Source organism: Bradyrhizobium sp. (assembly GCF_016462955.1).
In the GTDB taxonomy this organism is placed as follows: Bacteria; Pseudomonadota; Alphaproteobacteria; order Rhizobiales; family Xanthobacteraceae; genus Bradyrhizobium.
In genome coordinates, this window is the sequence record NZ_JAEMSD010000465.1 from 3,897 (window position 1) to 5,344 (window position 1,448).

Here is a 1,448-nt window from a genome sequence, read left to right on the forward strand (position 1 = left end):
GAGGAGAGAAGTTGATGAAGACCCTGTTACTTGCGACGGCATTCGTGGCACTCGCTCTGACTCCCGCATCGGCCGCCAAGATGGCGTGCACCAGTGCAAACATGGCAAAGCTCGTTGCCGGGATGGGTGGCGAAGACACGCCGGGCAAGATCGCAGCGAGGAAGTCGATGGCGGCGGCCAATTCCGACATGAGCAAAGGCAACATGCGCGGCGCCTGCAAGCACTACATGAGCGCCGAGAAGGCGATGGCGATGAAGTAACGTCCGCCGCTTCCCACGTCATGGCCGCGCTGGCAGCAGATGGCAGCGCGGCTTTTTCGTGTCCCTTGCGTCTTTGCCTCGGCACGAATCCCGCTACATTACCGCCTGCAATGTCCCGTACGTCGAAACCGTTTCCGATCACCACGACAGAAGCTCGGCGGATCTGGCTGCACGCCCAGCGGCTGGACGAGCGTACCCCGTTCGGCCATGGCACGCAGGCCGTTGCGGACGCGGTCGCGCATCTCGGCTATGTCCAGATCGACACCATCAACGTCATCGAGCGCAGCCATCACCACATCCTGTTCAGCCGGATCCCGTCCTACCGCCGCGCCGATCTGCGCCAGGCCCAGAGCATCGACAAGAGCGTGTTCGAATACTGGACCCACGCGCTCTCCTACGTGCCGGCGAACGACTTCCGCTTCTTTCTCCCCGCAATGCGCGAGCACCGTCGCGAGGGTCACAAATGGTTCGCTTCCGTGACGCCGGCCGACATGCGCAAGGTGATGCGGCTGCTGCGCGCCGGTCCGCTGACGATCCGTGACATCGAGGACGACGTGCTCGTCGAGAAGGAGCATCTGTGGCAGAGCCGAAAGCCCTCGAAGCGGGCCTTGCAGCTCGCCTTCTATACCGGCGCCGTCACCATCAGCGAGCGCCAGGGCATGCTCAAGACCTACGAGCTGATGACGCGCCATTTCGACTGGGACAAGCTGCCGAGGCCGGCCTCGAGCAGGGAGATCACGGCCTATCTGCTCGATCGCGCGCTGCGCGCGCAGGGCGTGGTCAGCCTCGATTCGATCTGCCATCTCGACGCGCCGAGCAAGAAGCCGGTCGCACGCCTGATCGCCTCGCGCGTCCGCCGCGGCGAGCTCGTGCCGGTCGCGATCGACGGCTCCAGCAAGCAGGAGCATTGGGCCGCGCCTGCGGCACTCGAAGCGAGCGGCGAGGTGTCGCCGGATCTCGTCCACATCCTCTCGCCGTTCGACCCCCTGATCATCCAGCGCAAGCGCACCAATCTCATCTTCGGCTACAATCATCTGTTCGAAGCCTATGTGCCCAAAGCCAAGCGCAAGCTCGGCTATTTCGCGCTGCCCGTGCTGGTCGGCGACGAGATCGTCGCCGCGCTCGATCTCAAACCCGACCGGCAGAACAAGAAGCTCTTGATGCAGAAATGGACCTGGGTCTTCGAGG

At 63.7% G+C, this 1,448-nt stretch carries 2 protein-coding genes; both read left to right on the plus strand.

The features are described from left to right. On the plus strand, positions 1-260 hold a 260-nt coding region (locus JHD07_RS31775), incomplete at its 5' end, for a hypothetical protein (RefSeq protein WP_366865553.1). 110 nt (positions 261-370) lie between these two features. After that, on the plus strand, positions 371-1,448 hold a 1,078-nt coding region (locus JHD07_RS31780), incomplete at its 3' end, for a crosslink repair DNA glycosylase YcaQ family protein (protein WP_291629339.1).